Here is a 17,696-nt window from a genome sequence, read left to right as displayed (position 1 = left end):
CTCGGTGAGCACGCGAGAAGGAGTACGGCCATGCCGAAAGAGACCGCCGTCTACACCCATGGACACCACGAGTCGGTACTGCGCTCGCACCGCTGGCGGACCGCCGCCAACTCCGCGGCCTACCTCATCGGCGAACTGCGGCCGGGCCTGGACGTACTGGACGTGGGCTGCGGCCCCGGCACCATCACCGCGGACCTGGCCGGGCTGGTGGCCCCCGGCCGGGTGACGGCGGTCGACGCCGCGCAGGACGTGGTGGACCAGGCGCGGGCGTACGCGGAGGAACGCGGCGCCGTCGGTGTGGAGTTCGCGGTGGCCGACGTGCACGCGCTGGAGTTCGCCGACGACTCCTTCGACGTCGTGCACGCCCACCAGGTACTCCAGCACGTCGGCGACCCGGTGCAGGCACTGCGCGAGATGCGCCGCGTCTGCCGCCCCGGCGGGATCGTGGCGGCGCGGGACGCCGACTACGCGGCGATGACCTGGTTCCCCGCTGCGCCGGCGCTGGACGAGTGGCAGACGCTGTACGACCGGGTGGCCCGCGCGAACGGCGGTGAGCCGGACGCCGGGCGCAGGCTGCTCTCCTGGGCCAGGAGCGCCGGTTTCACCGACATCGCCTGCTCCGCCACGGCGTGGTGCTTCGCGACTCCCGAGGAGCGGGCCTGGTGGAGCGGACTGTGGGCGGACCGCACGACGAGCTCGGCTTACGGGCGGATCGCGGTCGAGGGCGGGCACGCGACGAAGGAGGAGCTGTCCGCCATCGCCGCGGCATGGCGGGAGTGGGGCACCCGGGAGGACGGCTGGTTCTCGGTCCTGCACGGCGAGATCCTCTGCCGCGTCCCGTAAGCCGAGCACCTCCAACTACCCTCACCCGTATGGAGATCCTGGGAACCACGCTGCGAGTCTGCGTCGACGACCTGGAGACCTCGGTGGTCTTCTACGAACGGCTCACCGGTAGTCCGGCGCTCCGGTTCGAGCGCGGGGGCGTCTCGGTCGCCGCGGTCGGCTGCTTCCTGCTGATGAGCGGGCCCGAGTCGGAGCTGGAGGTGCTGCGGAAGGTGGCGGCGACGATCGCGGTGAAGGACGTCGGCGAAGCCGCGGACGTCCTCACCGCATCGGGGGCGACGATTGTGGCGGGTCCGGTCCCCACCCCGGTGGGCCGCAACCTGATCGCCCTCCACCCGGACGGCTCGGTCTTCGAGTACGTGGACAGAACCACGGACCCGACAGCCTGACGGCTTTCGTCAGGACGGCGGGCGCATGCGGTAGTCGTAGGTGTCCGGGAGGGGCGCGTCGGTGAGCGACGACCAGAGCCTGCTCAGGGTTTCGTCGCCCTCGCGCAGGTCCGGCACCTCGAAGCCGGCCTCGAACAGGGCCCGCGCCGCCGCCGGCGCGCCCTCCGCCAGCAGGAGCTGGGCCTCCACCAGGCGGAAGCGGCCGCGGCCCCGCACGTCCGGGCCCAGCCGGTGCCAGACGGCGCGCGCGTCGGCGGGGCGGCCGGCCGCGAGGAGCGCCGCGATCGCCTCGCGGCCCAGCGCGGCCGTCGCCGCCGTCCACGGCTCGCCGTCGCGGCGCTCCTGGCACAGGTCGTCGAAAGCCTCCGCGTAGCGGTCGGCCGCCCGCGGCACATTGCCCGACAGCTCGTCGGCCGCCGCCAGGCAGCGGAGCAGCGGCCACTGCGAGGGGGCGAGTCCGAGCCCGCGTTCCCAGCTGCGCACCGCCTGGGCCAGGTCGCCCGCGTGCCACTGCGCGACGCCCAGGTGGTACTCGGTGAGCGGTTCCGCCGGGGCGGTCTCCAGCATGTCGCGCCAGTGCGGGGCCACCAGCGTGGGGCCGGGCGGGGTGACCCGCCGAGGGGCGGGGAAGGCGCCTGCTCGGTACAACTCCAGCCAGGGCGCCTGCGGTTCACCGAGGGTGGACTCGTCGAACGGCGTGCCGGGCAGCTTCAGACCGGCCCTCAGCACTTCGAGCGCGCCCCAGCCCGAGCCGGTGGCCAGCCGCTCGCCCGGCTCGGTGTCGGCGAACGGACGCCACGCCTCGTACGCCGCGTCGACCCGCGCCCGCGGCAGCGCGGACTCCAGCCGCGCCTGCGTCTCGGCGCGGGCCGCCGCCCAGTCCGTGCCGTGGACCGTCGTCGCGTCCGCGGCCAGCGGCCCGTACGCCTCCAGCCACGCGAACTCCCCGCCCGCGTCGAGCTTCACATGCTCCAGCTGGGTGCGGGCCAGCCCCGCCTGGATCTCGGCGTAGCCGGGGGTGCCCGGCTCGGTCAGCCACTGCTGCCACCGCCTGCCGCCGCGCCCCGCACCCCACAGGAACAGCTTGCGGCCGCGCAGCAGGTCGGTGGAGGTCTGGACGAGGCCCTGCCCGTCCGCGTCGAGCGAGGCGATCCACCGCCGCGCGCCGTCCGGCACCTCGTAGAAGTAGTCGGCCGGGTACGTGCCGCGCAGCGGGTACGTACGGTCCGCCCCGTCCCACCCGGGCACCGGCACCCGCCGCAGCCCGCGCTCGTACCCGAAGTGCCAGGCCTCGTCGGCCGGGGCGAGGACGCGGGTCCGCTCGCCCTCCGCGACCGCGATGTTGGACCACCAGTACACCGGGGCGGGCCGCTCGTGCGGGTTGCGGATCCGAACGCCGACGTACAGGAAGTCGGAGTCGCCGGGCAGCCACAGGTCCACCTGGAACGGCAGATCGCGCAGCCGCTCCCACTCCCACAGCCGGACCATCTCCCCGCCGTCCGGGGCCGGGACGCGCGCCGCGTGCAGCGGGGCGCAGGACAGCGTGGTGTGCCCGGTCGCGCCGATGTTCCACTCGATGCCGCCGGAGAACCAGGCGCCGTTGAGCGCGAAGTCGGCGGGCTGGAACACCGGGTTGCGGTAGACCAGTTCGCGGCCGGTGGGCTTGTGGTGCAGGGAATGGACGCGGCCGCCGAGCCCGGGCAGGACGGTGACCCGCAGCCGGTCGTTCTCGATGACGACCGCCTCGAAATCAACCGGGGTGCGTGCGCGTCCGTATCCGTCCAGCACCCGCACCGGCAGGAGGCTGCGCAGCGGCTCGTACCCGATCTGGCGGGCCATGTCCCGGGGCAGGGCCTCGCGGGCGCGCTCGTCGAGCTCGTGCGTCTCGTCCAGGGTGCGCAGTGCGGGCAGCGGGTTCTCGAGCCCCAACAGGGCGGCGGGCAGGGTCAGTACGGTGCGTCGCACGGTCGTGGCCACGGCAACCTCGCATCCTCGCGCGGGCCCGCCGGCCGTCCGGCGTACCCCCGTGACCATGGAACACGCCGGTGACCGGACTGGCCAGGGGATCTCCCCATCACGATTACGCAAAGGCCCCCACTCCCCCCCGGCCCGGTGGCGGCGTCCGCGACACGGTCAGGGCGACACGACCCGGCCCGTGATCCTTCCCGGCGCGCGGTGCTTCTAGGGTGCGCCTTATGCCTCGTCGGAGACCTTCCCCGCGATCCTTCCCGCTGCTGCGTCAGGGCTGGCTCTGGTGGCTGCCGTTGGTCGCCGTCGTGGCCGATCTGATCGTCGAAGCGGCCCTCCGCGGCCGGGAGCCCGTGAGTTTCCTGCTTACCGGCGTGCCTCCGATGGCCGCCGCGACCCGCGGCCCGCGGGGCACCGCACTGTTGGCCGCCGTGTGCCTGGGGCTGCAGATGCTCCTGGCGGCCCGCCGCCCCGGCCACTTCCACGAGCAGCACCATGTGGCGCTGTACGGCGCCACGCTGCTCATCGGGATCGCCAGCACGGCCCTCGCCTGGCAGCGCGAGCGCGCCAGGCAGCATCTGATCCGCGCGAACTCGGTCGCGGAGGCGATGCAGAGGACCCTGCTGCGCCCGGTGCCGCGCCGGCTCGGTCCGGTACGGGCGGCCGGGCTCTACTCGGCCGGGGAGGGCGGCGCGCTCGTCGGCGGCGATCTGTACGACGTCTGCACCACGCCGTTCGGGGTACGGGCGATCATCGGCGACGTGCGCGGCAAGGGGCTGGACGCGGTGCAGACGGTCGCGGCGGTCCTGGGCAGCTTCCGGGTGTCCGCGCACGAGTGGGAGGACCTGAGCAGTCTGGCGGAGCGACTGGAACTCAGCATCGCCCGCAACAGCCCGGCCGGTGAGGAGGGCGATCCCGAACTCTTCGTGACGGCGCTGGTGCTGGAGTTCCCGTTCTCCGGCGGCGAGGTGCGGATCGTCGACCGCGGCCACCCGGCACCCGTCGTCGTCGGCCCGGAGGGCGCCCGGCGGCTGGTCACCGCGCCCGCGCTCCCGCTGGGGCTCGGCGGGCTGTCCCCCGGCGGGGCCGTGGAGACCACCGTGCATCCGCTGCGGCCGGGCGAGCTGCTTGTCGTGTTCACGGACGGGGTGAGTGAGGCACGTAACGCGGACGGCGTGTTCTATCCGGTGCTCGACCGGCTCGCTGAGCGCTTCGGCGGGGACCGGACGCCCGACCCCGACGACGTCGTGCAGTTCGTGCACGCCGACGCGGAAGCCTGGTCGGCGGAACGCGACGAGGACGACGAGGCCATTCTCGCGCTGACGCTCGGGTAGCCCCCGGTACGGCGGGCGCGCGGTCAGCCGAGCGCGGGTGTGTCGAGCGTGAGCGTCCCCGCCTCGCTGTCCAGCAGCCCCGGTACCCCGAGCGGCACGGTCAGCGAGGTCTCGCCGTGCCCGAAGCCCAGCTCCTCGGCCACCGGCACGCCGAGTCCGCCGAGCCGGTCGAGCAGCAGCGCGCGCACCTCCGCGTACGGGCCGCACTCGGCCCAGGAGCCGAGGCAGACCCCGGCGACGCCGTCCAGCCAGCCGGAGCGCAGCAGCTGGGTCAGCACGCGGTCGAGGCGGTACGGCTGCTCGCCCACGTCCTCGATCATCAGCAGCCCGCCGCGGGCGGAGGGCCTGGCGTACGGGGTGGCAAGACCCGCGGCGAGCAGGCTGACACAGCCGCCGAGCGTGACGCCCCGGGCGCGGCCCGGTACCAGCGGGCGGGCGGTGGGCAGGCCGAGGGTGCGTACGGATTCCGGTTCGAAGAGGGTGGCCCGCAGGTGCTCCTGGGTGAACGTGTCCCTGACGAACGCCGCCGCCGCGACCATCGGTCCATGCAGGGTGACCAGGCCGAGGCGGACCGCGAACGCCTCGTGCAGCGCGGTGACATCGCTGTAGCCGACCAGGATCTTGGGGCCGGCGGCGCGCAGCGCGTCCCAGTCGAGCAGGTCCACCATGCGCTGTGCGCCGTAGCCGCCACGGGCGCACAGGACTGCGGACACACTGGGGTCGCACCACGCCTGCTGGAAGTCCCGGGCGCGGTCCTCGTCCGTACCGGCGAGGTGGCCGAGGCTGTGGTGGCGGTCGCGCACATGTGCGCCGGCCACCGGGTCGAGGCCCCAGCCGCGCAGGATGTCCAGGCCTGCCGCGAGCCGCTCGTCCACGACCGGGCCGCTGGTCGCCACGACGGCGACCCTGGCGCCGGGCCGGAGACGGACGGGCCGCGTCAGAGACGGCGCGGACGGCGGGGGCGGCGCAGGCGTGCGGGTCACTTGGTGAGTTCCAGGAGCGGGATATCGGGGCGGTTGATCCCGAACGTCTGCGCGTACAGGGAGAGTTCGGCCTCCAGCGCGCGGACCGTGGTGTCGGCGCGGCGGAAGCCGTGCCCCTCGCCCTCGAAGGCGACGTAGGCGTGCGGGACCTCCCGCCCCTCCATGCGGGCGAGGAAGCGCTCGGCCTGCACGGGCGGGCAGATCACGTCGTCCAGTCCCTGGAGCAGGACGAAGGGCGCGGTGACCCGGTCCGCCTGCTCGACGGGCGAGCGGTCGCGGTAGCGGGCCGGGTACTCCGCCCGCGGGCCGACGAGCGTGTCGAGATAGCGGGACTCCAGGTCGTGCGTCTCGCCGCTCGCCCATCCCACGAGGTCCAGGATGGGATAGATGATCGTGCCGCAGGCGTACACATCGGTGGTGGCGAGGGATGCGGCGGCCGTCCAGCCGCCGGCGCTGCCGCCCCGGATCGCCAGCCGGTCCGGGTCCGCGGTGCCCTCGGCCGCCAGCGCGAGCGCGACGGCCGCGCAGTCCTCGACGTCGACGACGCCCCACTGCTCGCGCAGCCGGTTGCGGTAGTCCCGGCCGTACCCGGTCGAGCCGCCGTAGTTGACCTCGGCGACTCCGATGCCGCGCGAGGTGAAGTAGGCGATCTGCAGGTCGAGCACGAGCGGCGCGTGGCCGGTGGGACCGCCGTGGGCCCACACCACATAGGGCGGCAGCTCGTCGGCGGGCGCGATATGGCCGGGGTTGTGCGGCGGGTACACATGCGCCGGGATGTCGCGGCCGCCCGGACCGGTGAAGACGCGGATCTGCGGTTCGGGGTAGTACGCCGGGTCGGCCGGGTCGTCGTGGGCCGCGCCGACGACCCGGGCCCGGCCGGTACAGGTGTCGAGTTCCACGACTTCGTACGCGCTGCGCGGGCTCGCCGCGACTCCGACGACCCGGGTGCCGTGCACGGCGAGCGTCGGCTGCCAGGCGGTCCACGGCCCGGCCGCGTCGACCAGGTCACCGGTCTCCGGATCGAGTATCCCGAGCACGGCGGAGCCCTGCCCGTGCAGTACGGCGACGAGCCCGCCGGGCAGCGGGGCGAACCAGCGCTGCCCGGTCCTCCACAGCGGTCCGGCGAACTCCTCCTCACGCGGACACAGGTTGGTGGCCGCGCCGGTCTCCGGATCCACCCGGTGCAGATTCCACCAGCCACCGCGGTCGGTGGCGGCCAGCAACGTCCCGTCCGCGGCCCAGTCGGTCTGGGCGACGGACTCCTCGGGTCCGCCGATCACCGTGCGTACGCCGGTGAAGGTGCCGCCGGGGGTCACGTCGGCGAGCTTCAGCTCGGTGCCGTCCCACGGCATCCTGGGGTGGTCCCAGGCGATCCACGCGGCGCGCCGCCCGTCCGGGGACAGCCGGGGGCCGGTGACGAACCGGTGCCGGTCGTCGGACAACTCCCGTACGGCCGCCCGGTTCCCGGCAGCGGAGCCGTCCAGGGGTACGGCGGCGAGCACCCGCCGTACGTCGGTGGCCGCCGGGCCGGTGAACTCCTCCAGTACGCACCACACCTCGCCCCGCTCGGGGAGCAGCCGGGGATCGGCCCAGCGCAGGCCGCCGCCCACGGGCGAGAGCGGAGTCAGCGGCCGCGGCTCCCCCGGGGCGTCCGGCTCGTAGGCGTACAGCCGCTGGTCGGCGAAGTGCACGAACACCACCAGCGGCCCGCCCGCCGCCCGTTCCGCCCCGGCCCAGGGCAGGCCGCCGTACTCGACGACCCGGCTGCGGACGTTCCACGGCGGGGGCAGTACCGAGACCTCGGCGCCGTCCGCGCGTCGGCGCACCAGCGCCCGGCGGCCGCCCTCGGCGGGTCGTGGCGCGGTCCACCACACCTCGTCGCCGAGCACGCCGACGTACTCCGGATGGCCGTCGTGAGATGCGGCGAGGGCGGCGTCGATCGGCGAGGGCCAGCTGCCGTACGGCCCGGTGGGCACCATGTCTGCCACTTCCCCCTATGCGGACTGCAGATAGTGGTCGAGCACGCGGACGCCGAAGTGCAGCGCATCGACCGGGACGCGCTCGTCGACGCCGTGGAAGAGCGCCGCGTAGTCGAAGCCCTCGGGCAGTCTGAGCGGGGAGAAGCCGTACCCGGTGATGCCGAGGCGCGAGAACTGCTTGGCGTCCGTGCCGCCGGGCATGCAGTACGGCACGACGTGCCCCTCGGGGGCGAAGTGCTCCACGGCGGCGCGCAGCTTCGCGAACGTCGGTGAGTCGACCGGCGCCTGGAGCGGGATCTCCTGGTGGTGCAACTCCCACTCCACGTCCGGGCCGGTGAGCCGGTCCAGGGTGGTGCGGAACTCCTCCTCGCCGCCGGGCAGCACCCGTCCGTCGACATACGCCGTGGCGGTGCCCGGAATTACGTTGATCTTGTAACCGGCTTCCAGCATCGTCGGGTTGGCGCTGTTGCGCACGGTCGGCTCGACCAGCGCCCCGGCCCGCCCCAGCTTGGCCAGCAGCCCGTCCACGTCGAGGTCCGCGGCGCGGAGGTCGGTCTCGACGCCGTACACCGCGGCGAGTTCGGCCAGGGCGGCCCGCACGGTCGGAGTGAGCCGCACCGGCCACTCATGCTCACCGATCCGGGCGACGGCCCCCGCCAGCCGGCTCACCGCGTTGGCGCGGTTGACCTTGGAGCCGTGCCCGGCCGTGCCGTAAGCGGTGAGCTTCAGCCAGCGGGTGCCGCGCTCCCCCGCCGCGATCGGGTAGAGCGCCAGGCCGGGTCCGGCGTGGAAGGTGAAGGCGCCGGCTTCGCTGATGCCTTCCGTACAGCCTTCGAAGAGGCCGGGGTGCTGGTCGGCGAGGAAACCGGAACCGTCGACGGCCCTGTCCTCCTCGTCCGCGGTGTACGCGATCACGATGTCCCGGCGGGGCCGCAGGCCCGCCCGTGCCCAGGCCCGGACCACTGCGAGCACCATCGCGTCCATGTTCTTCATGTCGACCGCGCCACGCCCCCACACCACCCCGTCCCTGACCTCCCCGGAGAAGGGGTGCACGCTCCACTCGGCGGGCTCGGCCGGCACCACGTCGAGGTGTCCGTGCACGAGCAGCGCGTCGGCGGACGGATCGGTTCCGTTAATTCTGGCTACCACGTTGGTGCGTCCGGGGGTGCGCTCCAGCAGCACCGGTTCGAGTCCCGCTTCGGCCAGCAGTTCGGCGACGTACTCGGCGGCGGGCCGCTCCCGGCAGTCCCCGCCGCCCCGGTTGGTGGTGTCGATGCGGATCAGTTCGGAGGTGAACCGCACCGCCTCGTCGAGGGCGACATCATCAATGGCCTGGTGCATGTCAGCCATAGTGCTCCTCCACGGCCGCCGAGACGATTGTCGTGACCGCCTTGAAGGCGCGAATTCCCTCGTACATGGTCCCGCTGGTGTACGCGACCCGCCGCTCGCCCGTCCGCCGCACGCCCGGCACCACGGTCGCGGCGGCGGAGAGGTGCTCCGCGTCGAACTCCAGCTCCACGGTGAACGGCCCGCCGCGCACCGGTTCGTGACGCACAGAGAGCGCGGCCGCTTCCTTGGCCGCCGCTCTGATGTCCGCGGCGGTACGGGCGGGGGTGCGGCACACCGCGGCGTACCGCGAGACATGGTCCTTGACCGCGACCGTGCACGCCCCCGGCGCGTACCCCTTGGCGTCCTCGCAGGTCAGGTCGTCGCCGGTGACCAGCACGACGGGCACCCCGTACTCCGCGACGACATGGGAGTTGAGCAGGCCCTCGCTCGCCCGGGCGCCGTTGACCCAGACGCCGGTGATGGAGTTGGCGAGATACGTGTGCGCGAGCACGCCCTCGGTGCCCGCGCCGGTGTGGTAGCCGACGAAGGCGATGCCGTCCACATCGCCGTGCTGCACGCCCTCGACCATGGAGAGCGACTTGTGGCGCCCGGTGAGCATCCGGGCCCGCTCGTCGAGCTGCTCCAGCAGCAGATTGCGCATGGTCCAGTGCGCCTCGTTGACGAGCACCTCGTCGGCGCCGCCGTCGAAGAACCCGAGGACGGCGGCGTTGACGTCGGAGGTGAACAGCGCCCGGCAGCGCTCCCACTGCGGTGTGCCCGGCAGCACGTCGGCCGGCCAGGTCACACCGGTGGCGCCTTCCATATCCGCAGAGATCAGGATCTTCATGCACGAAAAGGTTACGCGCTGCCGCCTGCGCTGCCCACCCCCGCACGCGTGTCGGAGCGGCCTACGACCAGCCAGTTCGACGGCAGTTCGATACGCGAGCCGTCCGCCGCGTGCTCGGCGGTCGCCAGCGGCGCCGACCCGCTCGCGAGTACCGCCAGACCCGCTGCCCCGAGGAGCCGCGGAACCTCCTCGTCCGGCACCTCGCCCGGTGTGAGCCCATGAGCGAAGACCGGCCTGAGCTTGGCCGGCGGGCCGGCCGGGCCCTGCGCCAGGCCCATCAGTACGGGCCGGGCGGCCTCGGACAGCTCGACGACGAAGGCCCGCCCCCGCTCGCCGACCAGGGTGGCGAGGGTGTCCACCAGTGGCTGCCGGTCGGCCGGCTCGCACTGGTGCAGCACACCGCGCATGTACACGTTGGCGTCGCCCAGCTCGCCGTACAGCTCCTGGACGGCGGCCTTGTCCACCGCGTCGAGCTCCCGGAACGAGACCCGCCCGTCGCCGTCGGAGGTACGGGCGTGGCCGCGGGCGTGCGCGATCGCGGCCGCGGACAGATCGGCCCCGACGACCCGGGCGAAGCGGTCGGCGAGGAAGTGGGTCTGGGTGCCGTTGCCGCAGCCCAGATCGACCAGCGGCAGACCGGGGTCGGCGAGGTGGGGTTCGAAGAGGGCGAGATGCGCGCCCGCGGTGAGGGCGGGCTCCGCGTCCCAGAAGACGGATCCCGGCTCGGCGGGGGCCTCCCGCCAGAAGCCCTCCCACGCGTCCCTGTACCGATTCGTCACGCTCATGAACAGCTCCCCAGGAAGTGACACGACGTCAAGGCCGGTCTACCGTCCAGGAGATGGCTGGGCAAGGTGTCCGGGTCATCATTCACCCCGCGTTCGGGCCGGTACGGCGTACCCGCGGGAGCGACAGTTCGAACCACACCGTCTTGCCGGCGGCGGTCCGGCTCGTGCCCCACTCCCGGGCCAGCGCGCTCACCACCCGCAGTCCGCGCCCCGCCTCCGCGCCGGGCCCCGCGTTCAGCAGGGTCGGCAGGGTGTGGTCGTCGTCCTCCACCTCGCACAGCAGGGTGCCGGCGCGGACCAGCCGCAGCTCCACATGGCGGCTGTGCGCGTGGCGCAGTGCGTTGGTGACGAGTTCGCCGGCCAGCAGCGCGGCGGTCTCGGCCACCTCGTCCAGCCCCCAGTCGTCCAGCTGGGCGGCGACCAGCCGGCGCGCCCGGCCCGCCTCGCGCGGGTCGATGGCGAGCTGGAACCGGGCCACGTCCTCGGGCGCGATCCCGCTGAGCCGGGCCATCAGCAGCGCCACATCGTCCTTGCGGCCGCCCCGAGTGTTGAGCGCGCGGATGATGGTGTCGCAGGCGTCGTCCATGGAGGCCGCGGGATGGGCGGCCGACTCGCAGAGCGTCGCGAGCCCGACGCCGATGTCCTCGCCGCGTACCTCGACCAGGCCGTCGGTGCACATCACCAGCCGGTCGCCGGGCGCGACGGGCACGCGTACCGACTCGAACGGCACTCCGCCGACGCCGATCGGCGCGCCGGTGGGCAGCTCCAGCAGCAGGCTGCGCCCGTCCTCGGCCCGGACGAGCACGGGCGGGATGTGACCGGCGTTGGCGATCAGCAGCTCGCCCGCGATCGGGTCGTAGACCGCGTACAGGCAGGTGGCGAGGTAGTGCTCGCCGAGCCGCTGGGCCAGGTCGTCGAGGTTGCGCAGCAGCTGGGCGGGCGGCAGGTCGAGGGCGGCCATGGTCTGCACGGCCGTTCGCAACTGGCCCATCATGGCGGCCGAGTTGAGCCCGTGCCCCATGACGTCGCCCACCACCAGCGCGGTGCGCGAGCCGGGCAGCTTGACCGAGTCGAACCAGTCGCCGCCGACCCGCCCCAGCAGCGTGCCGGGCAGGTAGCGGGTCGCCGTGTCGCACCCGGCCATCCGCGGGGTGACCTGCGGGAGCATGCTGTCCTGGAGCGTCTCGGCGACGCTCTCCTGGTAGGTGTACATGCGGGCGTTGTCCAGGACGAGCCCTGCGCGGGCGGCCAGTTCGGCCCCGGTGACCCGGTCCATGTCGTTGAAGACCGGCCGCTCCGCGTGCCGCAGCAGGATCATGAACCCCAGGACGACGTTGCGCGCCTTGAGCGGCACGACCAGCATCGAGCGGTTGGTGATCAGCGGCCGGATGTCGCGCTTCTCGAACTGCGAGGCGATGGCGTTGCCCATCTGCTCGCTGATGCGGGGCACGAGCACCGGCTCGCCGGTCGTCATGCACTGGAAGAACGGGGTGTGCGCGGGAAAGGGCATGGCCTCGCCGACCGGCACCACGTCGTCCCAGCGGCCCGGCTCGTCCACGTGCTCGACGGCGACCCGGTGCCACATCGTGGTGGCGTCCGGCGGTCCGTCGGGGAAGCCCTCGCCGGCGATGACCTGTTCGCGCAGATAGGTGCCGGCGACGTCGGTGAACCGCGGTACGACGGCCGCGCTGACCTCCTGGATCGTCCGGGCGAGGTCGAGCGAGGATCCGATGCGGCCGCTGACCTCGTTGAGGAACTCCAGGCGCTCGCGCACCGCCGCGTATTCCAGGTCCTGTTCGAGGTCGGCCGGCTCGAACTCGCGGCCCTCCTCCGCGGCCTCGGCGGCCAGCCGCCGGCGAGCCCGGCGCTCGGCCCGCCTGGGCACGCCCCAGTCGGGGGTGACCGGCACCCGGTCGTGCTGACTGAACTCCAGTACCGGGTAACCCAGTTCGAGGATCTGCGAGACGATACGGGAGCTCTCGCCGACACTCATGCTCGGCAGGATCTCCGGGAGCCGCCGGGCCAGCTCGTCGAACCCGGGGAACTCGGTGTGCAGGGCGAAGCCGGGCGCGATGCGCTCCAGGGACTCACCCTCGAACTCCTCCTCGCGGCGCAGACGGTCGGCGTCCGCGGCGAGTACGAGCAGCCGTCCGGGCCCGGGCCCGATCAGCGGGTACGCCCACCACAACACGTCGACCCGGCCGCTTCCGGACTCCGAGAACCGGGCCCGGCCGGCCGCGGGGTAGGAGGTACGGCCGCCAAGCGAGGCTTCGAGCTCCGGTCCGAACTCGTCGGTGCGGTCGTACGGTTCGTACGCGCCCCGGGACCGGGACCGCGACCGCCCCGGCGCGGACCGCTGCGCCTCGGCCGTCTCCGCCGCGTCGTTGAGGGGCCCCGACACGGGCAGCAGGTCCACGGCGGGCCGGCCCACCGCCTCCTCCCTGGAGGGGCCGAACAACCGCCGCGCGCCCGTGCTCCAGTGCGAGACCAGGCCGTCGCCGTCCACGACGACCACCGCGAGCGGAATCCGGCCGGCCACGTCGCGCTGCCGCGGCAGGCCCGGCGGAATGCCCCTGTCCATGGGTGGGAGGCTCCTTCCCCGCCGCAAGATCTGCGGCTCCTTCCACCACGGTACGACCACGCGCGGGCGGCCCGCCGGGCAACGCACGAATAGGTCGTGCGCCCGCGCGAACCGGCCCGCGGCCCAACCGGAACTGAGGGCCGGTCAGTCCTCGTGGCCCAGCTGGAGGTCCCGTTCGGTGCGTCCCCCACCCGCCACCTGGAGCACAGTGGCCACCGGCGGATACCCCGCCGTGATCACCGTGTACTCACCCGAGGAGAGGTCGACGAACCGGAACGCCCCGTCCGCCCCCGTCGTCAGCGTGTCGACGACATTGCCCGCGGCGTCGAGCAGGGTGACCCGGGCGTCCTCGACCGGCCGTCCGCCGCTCGCCCGGACCGTGCCGCGCAGCACGGCCCCGCCCGCCAGTTCGATGTCCTGCCGGGTCTCCCGGGAGGACTGCACGCTCACCGGGAGTGCGGCGGGGCGGAAGGCGGGGGCGCTGGCCGCCAGGGTGTACTCCCCCGCCACCAGTTCGCTGATCACATAGCCGCCCTCCCGCCCGCTGCGGGTCGTGGCAACCACGTCGCCGCGGACGTCGGTGAGGGTGACGGCGGCGTCCCTGACCGGAGTGCCGTCCGCCGTGACGACGGATCCGGCGAGCCGGCCGGCCCCGCCCAGCACTACATCGAGGTCGACGGGCCGTTCGCCCACGGTGACGCTCACGGCCTGCGGCTGGTGGCCGCCGGCCGCCGCGATCAGGACGTACGCACCGGAGCCGGGCACGCTCAGCGCGTACCGCCCGTCCTCGCCGCTGGCGCCGCGCCCGATCTGCTGCCCGGAGCCGTCGATGAGGGTGAGGGCGGCGCGCGGCACCGAGCTGCCGTCGTGGTGCTGCACCGTCCCGCAGACGGGCACGCCCGCCGAGTACCCGGCGCCGGCGGCGTTCCCGGAGCCGCTGCCCGGATCCGGGGCGCGACCGGTGCGCGCGTGCGGGATGGACGTGGGCTCGGCGGTGGGGGCGTTGTGGGACACCAGCGGTTTCTCCTTGAGGAAGAAGGCGAGCAGGAGGCCGAGGACGAGCACCGGCACGAGGTAGAGAAAGATCCGCGGCATGGCGTCGGCGTAGGCCTGGACATAGCCGTCGCGCAGCGCGGGCTCCATGGCGTGGACCATCTGCGGGGTGATCGACTCGGGGGACGGCAGTCCCCCGCCGGACGGCAGCCGCTCGGCGAGTGCGTCGGTGAGCCGGTCGGCGAAGAGGGTGCCGAAGACGGCGGCGCCGACGCTGCCGCCGATCTGCCGGAAGTAGTTGTTGGTGCTGGTGGCGGCGCCCAGGTCGGCCGGGTCGACGGCGTTCTGGACGGCGAGGATGAGGACCGGCATCACCAGCCCCATGCCGGTGCCCAGTACCGCCATCCAGATGCTGTACTCCAGCCGGGGCGTGGTGGTCTCCAGCCGCGAGAGCAGCCACATGCCGACGGCCGCGACCCCGCTGCCGACGATCGGATACACCTTGTAGCGGCCGGTTCTGCTGATCAACTGCCCGGACACGACCGAGGCGATGACGATGCCGCCCATCATCGGCAGCATCAGCAGTCCGGACTCCGTGGCGCTCGCGCCGTCGACCATCTGCAGGAAGGTGGGCAGATAGCTGGCCGCGCCGAACAGGGCCACGCCGATCACCGCCCCCACCAGAGCCGTGATGTTGAAGACCGAGTCGCGGAACAGCCGCAGCGGGATGATCGGTTCGGGCGCGTAGTGCTCGACGACCACGAAGAGGAGGGTCGTCACGAGGGCTCCCGCACCGAGCCCGAGGATCACGCGCGAGTCCCAGTCGTACTCCGTACCGCCCCAACTGGTCAGCAGCACCAGGCAGGTGGAGGCGGCGGCCATCAGCACCGCGCCGACCACGTCGAGACGGGCCCGGGCGGCGGGCTTCGGGAGCTTCAGTACGACGGCGATGACGGCCATGGTGACCAGGCCGAACGGGATGTTGATGTAGAAGCACCAGCGCCAGGAGGCGTGGTCGGTGAAGAAGCCGCCGAGCAGCGGTCCGGCCACCGAGGCGAGCCCGAAGGCCGCGCCGATGAGCCCCATGAACCGGCCGCGCTGCCGGGGCGGCACGATGTCCGCCATGATCGCTTGGACACCGATCATGAGCCCGCCGCCGCCGATGCCCTGGACGGCCCGGAAGGCGATCAGCTGGTCCATCGTCCGGGACCAGCCGGCCAGCGCGGAGCCGATGACGAAGACGACGATCGCGAACTGGAAGACGCTCTTGCGCCCGAAGAGGTCGCCCAGCTTCCCGTAGATGGGCAGGGCGACAGTCGAGGCCAGGAGGTACGAGGTGACCGCCCAGGACATCTTGTCCAGGCCGTGCAGCTCACCGACGATCTTCGGCAGCGCGGTGGCGACGATCATCTGGTCGAGCGCCGCGAGCAGCAGCGTGAGCATCAGGCCGAAGAAGACCATCCGCACCCGGAACGGACTGAGGCCGTCGTACGAAGCGGCCGGGGCGGGAGCGGCCGGCGGCGGGGGCCCTTCGGCCGCGGAACGGGCGGGCGCGCCGGCCCGCTCCTCCTTCACCAGAGTGGTCCCGCCAGTGGTCCCGCCCACGTGCTGCTCCCCTCGTCGCGCCTGCACCGCGGACCTTTCTCGCATTGGGCGAGAAGCGGGAGCAAGCGAGACGTTTCGCCACAGCACAGCGCGGGCAGTGCGCCAACTGCCCTGCGGCGAGCGCCTGTCCGGCGCTCATCAGGGGCTTTCCCGCGGCGCGCAACGCGCTGGTCACGTCATGGCGCCGCGGGAAGGATCACCCGAACCGGTGAGGACGGGGGCAACTCGGACGGGTCAACGCCCGGGCCGGCCGGGTCAACTCTCCGGCCGGCGCCCGGCCGGCGCCCGGCCGGCGCCCGCCCGTCAGCGCCCGGTCGACGCACCGCTCAGCGCTCCACCTCCGCGGCGAGCCTGGCGAGCACCGCGTCGTAGATGCGGCCGAGGCCCTTGGGGGCGAAGGTCCGCTCGAAGAAGCCGCCGATGCCGCCCGCGCCGTCCCACACGGTGGTGACGACGGCCTTCGACCTGCCCTCACCCGCGGGGGTGACCGTCCAGGTGGTCACCATGGAGGAGTTCCGGTCCTTCTCGACCAGCTCTCCTCCCCCATAGGCTTCGCCATGGGAGGGGCCCCCAGTCGGCTCGGTCACCTCCAGCAGGCAGTCGCGGACCCGCTTGCTGGTGGCCTGGAGCTTCCAATGGACGAGCGTGCCCTCGCCGTCGCCGCCCTCGCGCACCTCGTACTCGCTGAAGTGCTCGGGGAGCAGCTTGGCGCGGGTCCCGGTGTAGTCGGCCAGTGCGTCGAACACCTTCTCCGCGTCCGCCGCGATGATCCGCTCCGTGGTGGCCTCGACCTGCGCCATGCCTGTTCCTCCAGGACTCGTCGTGCTCGTGGTGAGTTGGGTTCCGGCAAGCCAACCATCTGGATCACAGCCGCCCAAATCGGGGTCCCCGCACGATCAAGGGAACATGTGTTCTATTCTGAGGCCAGTGCTACCGAGGAGGCGCCATGCGCTGGGACAATCTGGCCGAGAACCAGGCCGAGGCCGCGCCCGCCGGGCCCGGCTCGCCCGCCGCGCTCTTCGGGGCGGACGCGGTCGTCACCCGGACCTTCGACACCCCGGAGTTCCGCGGCATCACCTTCCACGAGATCCGGGCGCGGTCGATCGTCAACCGTGTGCCGGGCGCCTCGCAGCTGCCGTTCGAATGGACGGTCAACCCCTACCGGGGCTGCACACACGCCTGCGTGTACTGCTTCGCCCGCAAGACCCACAGCTATCTGGACCTCGACACGGGCCTCGGCTTCGATTCGCAGATCGTGGTCAAGATCAACGCCCCGGAACTGCTGCGCCGCAAGCTCGCCTCGCGGAACTGGACCGGCGAGCACATCGCGATGGGCACCAACGTCGACTGCTATCAGCGCGCCGAGGGCCGCTATCGCCTGATGCCCGGCATCATCGCGGCCCTGCGCGACCACGCGAACCCGTTCTCCATCCTCACCAAGGGCACGCTGATCCTGCGTGATCTCGACCTACTCCGGCAGGCCGCCGAGGTCACCGACGTCGGCGTCTCCGTCTCCGTCGGGTTCATCGACAGCGCCCTGTGGCGCACCGTCGAGCCGGGCACGCCCTCACCCGAGCGCCGCCTCGACGTCGTTCGCGCGCTCACCGAGGCCGGCCTCGGCTGCGGGGTGCTGATGGCCCCGGTGATCCCCTTCCTCGGCGACTCGCCCGACCAGCTGCGCGCGACCGTACGCGCGATCGCCGCCTCCGGAGCGACCTCGGTGACGCCCCTGGTACTCCATCTGCGCCCCGGCGCGCGCGAATGGTTCATGGCCTGGCTGGCCGAGCGCCATCCGTATCTCGTACGCCGGTACGAACGCCTCTACGCCGCCGGGGCCTACGCGCCCACGTGGTACCAGCGCCGGATCACCCGCCAAGTGCACGAACTGGCAGCCGAGTTCGGCATCGGTCCGGCCCGGCGGGGTGCCGCCCGGCGGATACCGGCCGCGCCGGAGCCGGAGCTCGCCGAGCCCACCCAACTGACCCTTCTCTGACCTCCCACACCCTCCTCCCCTCATCAAATCGGGCCAATTATCTGCAGAACCGCTCTTTCCCGGGCAC

The 17,696-nt window shown here is 73.1% G+C and carries 13 protein-coding genes; 4 read left to right on the top strand and 9 right to left on the bottom strand.

Going from position 1 to position 17,696, the window contains the following annotated elements:
• Window positions 1-30 precede the first annotated feature (30 nt).
• Window positions 31-843, top strand: a complete 813-nt coding sequence (locus tag ACWV17_RS17110) for a methyltransferase domain-containing protein (protein ID WP_455360410.1) — start codon at window positions 31-33, stop codon at window positions 841-843.
• Window positions 844-872: 29 nt separating this feature from the next.
• The gene (locus ACWV17_RS17105; RefSeq protein WP_455360409.1) at window positions 873-1,232 is read left to right on the top strand and encodes a VOC family protein; all 360 of its coding nucleotides are present in this window, start codon (window positions 873-875) and stop codon (window positions 1,230-1,232) included.
• Between the two features lie 9 nt (window positions 1,233-1,241).
• Here the strand turns inward: ACWV17_RS17105 and ACWV17_RS17100 are convergent, their stop codons facing one another.
• The gene (locus ACWV17_RS17100) at window positions 1,242-3,209 is read right to left on the bottom strand and encodes a DUF5107 domain-containing protein (protein ID WP_455360408.1); all 1,968 of its coding nucleotides are present in this window, start codon (window positions 3,207-3,209) and stop codon (window positions 1,242-1,244) included.
• A 218-nt stretch (window positions 3,210-3,427) separates the two neighbouring features.
• Here ACWV17_RS17100 and ACWV17_RS17095 point away from each other — a divergent pair, with 218 nt between their 5' ends.
• The gene (locus tag ACWV17_RS17095) at window positions 3,428-4,534 is read left to right on the top strand and encodes a PP2C family protein-serine/threonine phosphatase (protein WP_455360407.1); all 1,107 of its coding nucleotides are present in this window, start codon (window positions 3,428-3,430) and stop codon (window positions 4,532-4,534) included.
• Between the two features lie 23 nt (window positions 4,535-4,557).
• On the opposite strand, the gene ACWV17_RS17090 is transcribed toward ACWV17_RS17095, so the two are convergent.
• The 8 genes from ACWV17_RS17090 to ACWV17_RS17055 all read right to left on the bottom strand — a co-directional run bounded on the left by ACWV17_RS17090 (window position 4,558) and on the right by ACWV17_RS17055 (window position 16,436).
• A complete protein-coding gene (locus ACWV17_RS17090) occupies window positions 4,558-5,517 on the bottom strand; it encodes a S66 peptidase family protein (RefSeq protein ID WP_455360406.1) in 960 nt (319 codons plus the stop codon).
• Window positions 5,514-7,496 (bottom strand): prolyl oligopeptidase family serine peptidase, encoded by a 1,983-nt coding sequence (locus tag ACWV17_RS17085; protein WP_455360405.1) that lies wholly within the window; start codon window positions 7,494-7,496, stop codon window positions 5,514-5,516. Before ACWV17_RS17085 ends, ACWV17_RS17090 begins: the two co-directional genes overlap by 4 nt.
• 15 nt (window positions 7,497-7,511) lie before the next feature.
• Window positions 7,512-8,846 carry a M20/M25/M40 family metallo-hydrolase gene (locus ACWV17_RS17080; RefSeq protein WP_455360404.1) on the bottom strand — a complete coding sequence of 445 codons (1,335 nt, stop codon included), beginning with the start codon at window positions 8,844-8,846 and terminating at the stop codon, window positions 7,512-7,514.
• Window positions 8,839-9,672, bottom strand: a complete 834-nt coding sequence (locus ACWV17_RS17075) for a M55 family metallopeptidase (RefSeq protein ID WP_455360403.1) — start codon at window positions 9,670-9,672, stop codon at window positions 8,839-8,841. The genes ACWV17_RS17080 and ACWV17_RS17075 overlap by 8 nt, the downstream gene beginning before the upstream one ends.
• Before the next feature lie 11 nt (window positions 9,673-9,683).
• A complete protein-coding gene (locus ACWV17_RS17070) occupies window positions 9,684-10,457 on the bottom strand; it encodes a class I SAM-dependent methyltransferase (protein WP_455360402.1) in 774 nt (257 codons plus the stop codon).
• 82 nt (window positions 10,458-10,539) lie between these two features.
• Window positions 10,540-13,038 carry an ATP-binding SpoIIE family protein phosphatase gene (locus ACWV17_RS17065; RefSeq protein WP_455360401.1) on the bottom strand — a complete coding sequence of 833 codons (2,499 nt, stop codon included), beginning with the start codon at window positions 13,036-13,038 and terminating at the stop codon, window positions 10,540-10,542.
• Between the two features lie 144 nt (window positions 13,039-13,182).
• Window positions 13,183-15,636 (bottom strand): MFS transporter, encoded by a 2,454-nt coding sequence (locus tag ACWV17_RS17060; protein WP_455360400.1) that lies wholly within the window; start codon window positions 15,634-15,636, stop codon window positions 13,183-13,185.
• Window positions 15,637-15,962: 326 nt separating this feature from the next.
• Window positions 15,963-16,436 carry an SRPBCC family protein gene (locus ACWV17_RS17055; protein WP_455351662.1) on the bottom strand — a complete coding sequence of 158 codons (474 nt, stop codon included), beginning with the start codon at window positions 16,434-16,436 and terminating at the stop codon, window positions 15,963-15,965.
• Window positions 16,437-16,582: 146 nt separating this feature from the next.
• On the opposite strand from ACWV17_RS17055, the gene ACWV17_RS17050 reads away from it, so the two are divergent.
• Window positions 16,583-17,629: an Rv2578c family radical SAM protein gene (locus ACWV17_RS17050; protein WP_455360399.1), complete on the top strand. Its 1,047-nt coding sequence runs from the start codon at window positions 16,583-16,585 to the stop codon at window positions 17,627-17,629.
• Window positions 17,630-17,696 lie beyond the last annotated feature (67 nt).

The sequence above is a fragment of the Streptomyces mabaensis genome, from assembly GCF_053763515.1.
This window is presented reverse-complemented; position numbering and strand designations above follow the sequence as displayed.

Coding starts and splice junctions, on each gene's coding strand:
- ACWV17_RS17085 (WP_455360405.1), bottom strand. CDS start 7,496: ATGGTGCCCACCGGGCCGTACGGCAGCTGGCCCTCGCCGATCGACGCC.
- ACWV17_RS17095 (WP_455360407.1), top strand. CDS start 3,428: ATGCCTCGTCGGAGACCTTCCCCGCGATCCTTCCCGCTGCTGCGTCAG.
- ACWV17_RS17055 (WP_455351662.1), bottom strand. CDS start 16,436: ATGGCGCAGGTCGAGGCCACCACGGAGCGGATCATCGCGGCGGACGCG.
- ACWV17_RS17065 (WP_455360401.1), bottom strand. CDS start 13,038: ATGGACAGGGGCATTCCGCCGGGCCTGCCGCGGCAGCGCGACGTGGCC.
- ACWV17_RS17110 (WP_455360410.1), top strand. CDS start 31: ATGCCGAAAGAGACCGCCGTCTACACCCATGGACACCACGAGTCGGTA.
- ACWV17_RS17080 (WP_455360404.1), bottom strand. CDS start 8,846: ATGGCTGACATGCACCAGGCCATTGATGATGTCGCCCTCGACGAGGCG.
- ACWV17_RS17070 (WP_455360402.1), bottom strand. CDS start 10,457: ATGAGCGTGACGAATCGGTACAGGGACGCGTGGGAGGGCTTCTGGCGG.
- ACWV17_RS17105 (WP_455360409.1), top strand. CDS start 873: ATGGAGATCCTGGGAACCACGCTGCGAGTCTGCGTCGACGACCTGGAG.
- ACWV17_RS17075 (WP_455360403.1), bottom strand. CDS start 9,672: ATGAAGATCCTGATCTCTGCGGATATGGAAGGCGCCACCGGTGTGACC.
- ACWV17_RS17050 (WP_455360399.1), top strand. CDS start 16,583: ATGCGCTGGGACAATCTGGCCGAGAACCAGGCCGAGGCCGCGCCCGCC.